The organism is Modestobacter sp. SYSU DS0875, assembly GCF_054050915.1.
On record NZ_JBJHAH010000054.1, the window covers coordinates 1 to 5,035 of the forward strand.

Consider the following 5,035-nt stretch of genomic DNA (forward strand, 5'->3'; position numbering starts at 1 on the left):
CCCCCCCCCCCCCCCCCCCCCCCCCCCCCCCCGCCCCCCCCCCCCCCCCCCCCCCCCCCCCCCCCCCCCCCCCCCCCCCCCCCCCCCCCCCCCGGGGACACCGGCTGGCGGGATCGCCGTCGCCGTCTCGCCCGACGACGCTGGTCACCGGGACCGGCGGGTGCAGGGGTCTGGTCATGCGACCGCTTCCACGCCAGTCTCTACGCGACACCGGCGTCGACGTGACCAGCAGACCTGTGAGCGGGAGGCGACCGGTGAGCATCACCAGACGGAGACGGACCAGCGACGTGGACCTGCCGACGGAAGCGCCCCCGGCGGACCTCGGCGACGTGGTGTCGCTGACCGACGTCGTCCGCACCTACGGGAAGGGCGACTCCACCGTGCACGCCCTGCGCGGGGTGACCGTGGGCATGGCCCGCGGCTCGTTCACGGCGGTCATGGGCCCGTCGGGGTCGGGCAAGAGCACGCTGCTGCAGACCGCGGCCGGCCTGGACCGCCCGACGTCCGGCTCGGTGCGCCTGGGCGGGACCGAGCTGACCACGCTGAGCGAGGAGGAGCTCACCCGGCTCCGGCGTGAGCGGATCGGCTTCGTCTTCCAGTCGTTCAACCTGCTGCCCTCCCTCGACGCCGCGGACAACGTGCTGCTCCCGCTGCGGCTGGCCGGGCGCCCCGCCCGGCAGCCGGCGGCCCGCGAGGCACTGGCCCGCGTGGGCCTCGCCGACCACGCGCGGCGCCGTCCGGCGGAGCTCTCCGGTGGCCAGCAGCAGCGGGTGGCGATCGCCCGGGCCCTGGTCACCGAGCCCGACGTCGTCTTCGGTGACGAGCCGACCGGTGCGCTGGACAGCGGCGCGGCGGCCGACGTGCTGGCGCTGCTCCGCGGCGTCGTCGACGAGTTCTCGGCGACGGTCGTCATGGTCACCCACGACCCGCTGGCCGCCTCCACCGCCGACCGGGTGCTCTTCCTCGCCGACGGCCGGCTCGTCTCGCAGCTGGAGCGGCCGACCGCGCAGCAGGTCGCCGACCGGATGGTCGAGCTGACCCGGGGAACGCCGGCCGCCGCCGGCGCCGAGCGATGAGCCTGCGCCCGAACGGCCTGGCCCGCGCCTCGCTGCGGTCCCGCCCGGCCACGTTCGTCGGTGCCTTCGTCGCGCTGCTGTTCGCCTCGGCCACCGTCGCCGCCGGAGCGCTGCTGCTGCAGACCGGGGTGACCCTCGGGTCGCCGCCGGACCGCTACGCCGTCGCTCCGGTGGTGGTCGCCGCCGGCGGGGAGGTGACCCAGCGGCAGGACGACGGCTGGACCGCGACCCAGCCGCTCGCGCAGCGGCCCCCGGTCGACACCGCGCTGGCCGACCGGCTGCGTGCGCTCCCCGAGGTCGGGGAGGTGGTGGCCGACGTCGCCGTCCCGGTCGTCCCGGCCGACGACGCCGTGCTCGCCGCCACCGGCCCCGACTGGGCCGGCCGGGGCTGGAGCAGCACCGCGCTGCGACCGGGCGGACCGGACGGCGAGGCCCCGGGGGCGGGGGAGGTCGTGCTGGACCGGGCCACCGCCCGGGCTGCCGGGCTGGCGGCCGGCGACCAGCTGCCGCTGACCACCGCAGCCGGCACGGCGACGTTCACCGTCGCCGGCCTGGTCGACGCCGGGCACGCCGGTGCCTGGTTCGCCGACGCGGAGGCGCCCACGCTGGCCGGCCACCCCGGCCGGGTCGACGCGCTGGCCGTCCTCCCCGCCGCGGGGACCGGCACGGCCGAGCTGGCGGCGGCGGCCGAGGACGCCCTGCGCGGTGCGCGCGAGCCCGCGACCGGGCTGGTGGTGGCTACCGGCGACGAGCGGGGTGAGGTGGAGGACGTCCAGGTCAGCGCCTCGCGGGAGCTCCTGCTGGCCATCGGCGGCTCGCTGGGCGGGGTGCTGCTGATGGTGGCGGTCTTCGTGGTCGTGTCCACCACCTCCCTCGCCGTCGAGCAGCGGGGCAGGGAGCTGGCGCTGCTGCGCGCGATCGGCGCGACCCCTCGGCAGCTGCGCCGCACCGTGGCGGTGGAGGCCGGGTTGGTGGCCCTGCTGGCCGCGCCGCTGGGCCTGGTGCCCGGCGTGCTGCTGACCCGCTGGCTGGTCGGCGCGATGGCCGACCGCGGCCTGCTGGCCGGCGGTGTGGCGGTGGACACCGGGCCGCTGGCGCTGGTGGTCACCGTGGCGGTGGTCGCCGGGGCCGCCCTGGTGGCCGGGCTGCTGGCGGCCCGCCGCCCCGCCCGGGTGCGACCGGCGGAGGCGCTGCGCGAGGTCACCCTCGCCGGTGGCCGGATCGGCCCGCTGCGCTGGGTCCTCGGCCTGCTCGCCCTGGTCGGCAGTGTGCCGCTGATGATCGTCTCGGCCACCGCTCCCGGCGACCTGGGCATGGGCCTGGCTGCCACGGTGGTGCTCACCCTGCTGCTCGCCGTCGGGCTGCTCGGGCCCGTGGTGGCGGCGGCCGTGGCCCGGGTCGCCCAGCCGTTGCTCAACCGGTTCGGTGCGCCCGGCCGGCTGGCCGCGGGCAACGGCCGCGCGAACACCCGGCGGCTCGGTGCGGCGATCACGCCGGTCGTGCTGGCGGTCGCCTTCGCCGGGACGATGCTGCTGCTGCAGGCGAGCACCGAGCGCGCTGCCGAGGAGCAGGCCAGGGCGGCCCTGGTCGCCGACACGGTGCTCACCACGCCGGGCGCCGGGCTCCCGCTCGGGGTGGTCGACGACGTCGCGGCCCTGCCCGGCGTCGACGCCGCCACCGGCCTGGTGCCCACCGAGGTGGTCACCGAGTCGGTCGGCGAGCTGCTGCCCGCGAGCGCGGCCGGCGTCGCCGGGGACCTCACGGACCTGTCGCGCACCCTGGACGTGGGGCTGCGCGACGGGGACCTGGCCGGGCTGGCGGCCGACGGGACCATCGCGCTGGACAGGCTGCTGGCCGGCTCGCTGGACGTCGCGGTGGGCGACCGGGTGGAGGTCTTCGCCGCCGACGGCACGCCTCTGGAACCCGAGGTGGTCGCGGTCTACACCCGCGGCCTGGGCGTGGCTTCGGCGCTGCTGCCGGTGGAGACGGTGCGCGAGCACGCGGCCGCGCCGCTGCTGGGCCAGCTGCTGGTGCGGCACGACGGGCCGGTCACCGAGTCCGCGCTGGCCGACCTCCGGGCGGCCGCCGGGCCGGGCACCGAGGCGGTCGACGCCGCGGTGGTCGCCGAGGCGCGGCAGGCGGCTGCCGACCAGGGGAGCTGGCTCAACGACGTCGTCGCCGCCGGGCTGGCCGGCTTCGCGACCATCGCGGCCGCCAACACGCTGGTGATGATCACCTTGTCCCGACGGCGGGAGGTGGGGCTGCTGCGGATGATCGGGGCGACCCGCCGGCAGGTGCTGCGCACCGCCCGGCTCGAGGCGCTGGTGGTGGCCGGCGCCGGGCTGCTGCTGGGCGGGGCGATCGCCTGGGGCACCCTGCAGCCCTCGGTGCGTGGCACGACCGGCGCCGGGCCGTACCTGCCCTGGCCGGTGGGGGTGGGCGTGGTCGGCGGCGTCGTCGCCGTCGCGCTGCTGTGCACCTGGCTGCCCACCCGGGCGCTGCTGAGGGCGCCGCGCACCGTCACCGACTGACGCCACCCCGCGGGTCGACCCGCTGCGCCCCCACCACGTCACGGGGTGGGGGCGCGGTGCGTCCGGTCGGGACGGGCAGGTGAACGAGTCGTGACCCGACCGTGACAACGATCGGGTCACCGGACTTGACGGAACCCGGTTGTTAGCGCTCACACTGTGTCGGCTCGCACAGGCGCGGGCCTGCCGCCCCTCGGGTGGTGGCAGCGTCTCGAGGAGGAGATGTACGTGCGCAAGGAGATGAAGCTGACCGCCCTGGGGGCCGCGCTGGCCTTCGGGATGGTGGCCTGTGGCGGCGAGGGTGCCGGCAGCACCAACGACACCGCGAACGCGGATGCCGAGGACCTGACGATCGGCGTCTCGATGCCGACCCAGACCTCCGAGCGGTGGATCGCCGACGGCAACAACGTCGAGGAGCAGCTGGAGGACGCCGGCTACGACGTCAACCTGCTGTACGCGAACGACGACATCCCCACCCAGATGCAGCAGATCGACCAGATGATCACCGAGGGCGCCGACGCGCTGATCGTCGCGGCGATCGACGGCACTGCACTGAGCAGCCAGATGGACGCCGCAGCGGCTGCGGGCATCCCGGTGATCAGCTACGACCGGCTGATCCGCGACACCGAGAACATCGACTTCTACGTCAGCTTCGACAACTACAAGGTCGGCGTCGCGCAGGGCACCGCGCTGCTCACCGGTCTCGGGATCCTGAACGAGGACGGCTCGCAGGGCGAGGCCACCGGGCCGTTCAACGTCGAGCTGTTCGCCGGTTCGCTGGACGACAACAACGCGCACTTCTTCTGGGACGGCGCGATGGACACCCTCCAGCCCCACATCGACAACGGCACCCTGGTCGTGAAGTCCGGTCAGACCGGCATCGAGCAGGCCGCCACCCTGCGCTGGTCGCAGGAGACCGCGCAGACCCGCATGGAGGACCTGCTCACCTCCAGCTACAACGACGGCACGGTCCTCGACGGCGTCCTCTCGCCCTACGACGGCATCTCCCGCGGCATCATCACCGCGCTGCAGAACGCCGGCTACGGCCCGACGCAGGACGCGCAGCCCAAGCCGATGCCGGTCATCACCGGGCAGGACGCCGAGATCGCCTCGGTCAAGCTGATCGCCGACGGCGTCCAGGACTCCACGGTCTTCAAGGACACCCGGCTGCTGGCCGAGCAGGCCGTCGCCGCCGCCGAGGCCTACCTCGAGGGTGAGGAGCCGGAGGCCAACGACACCGAGACCTACGACAACGGCCAGAAGATCGTCCCGGCGTACCTGCTCCCGGTGGAGACCGTCTACCAGGACGACATCCAGCCGGTCCTGATCGACTCCGGCTACTACACCGCCGACGAGGTCGCCGCCGGTCAGACCGACTGACCTCTCGAGCCTGCACCACGGCCGGGTCCGGCGGCACGCCGCCGGACCCGG

3 protein-coding genes are annotated in these 5,035 nt (G+C 75.8%); all 3 read left to right on the forward strand.

The window, feature by feature from the left end:
• Positions 1–287 precede the first annotated feature (287 nt).
• The 3 genes from ACI79Y_RS19495 to chvE all read left to right on the forward strand — a co-directional run bounded on the left by ACI79Y_RS19495 (position 288) and on the right by chvE (position 4,984).
• On the forward strand, positions 288–1,076 hold the full coding sequence (locus tag ACI79Y_RS19495; protein ID WP_457160077.1) for an ABC transporter ATP-binding protein: 789 nt from the start codon (positions 288–290) through the stop codon (positions 1,074–1,076).
• Positions 1,073–3,607 (forward strand): FtsX-like permease family protein, encoded by a 2,535-nt coding sequence (locus tag ACI79Y_RS19500; RefSeq protein ID WP_457160078.1) that lies wholly within the window; start codon positions 1,073–1,075, stop codon positions 3,605–3,607. Before ACI79Y_RS19495 ends, ACI79Y_RS19500 begins: the two co-directional genes overlap by 4 nt.
• A gap of 156 nt (positions 3,608–3,763) precedes the next feature.
• Positions 3,764–4,984 (forward strand): multiple monosaccharide ABC transporter substrate-binding protein, encoded by a 1,221-nt coding sequence (chvE, locus tag ACI79Y_RS19505; RefSeq protein ID WP_457160079.1) that lies wholly within the window; start codon positions 3,764–3,766, stop codon positions 4,982–4,984.
• Positions 4,985–5,035: the final 51 nt, after the last annotated feature.

Excerpts from the sequence above, each read along its gene's own strand:
- ACI79Y_RS19500 (WP_457160078.1), top strand. The coding sequence starts at position 1,073 with ATGAGCCTGCGCCCGAACGGCCTGGCCCGCGCCTCGCTGCGGTCCCGC.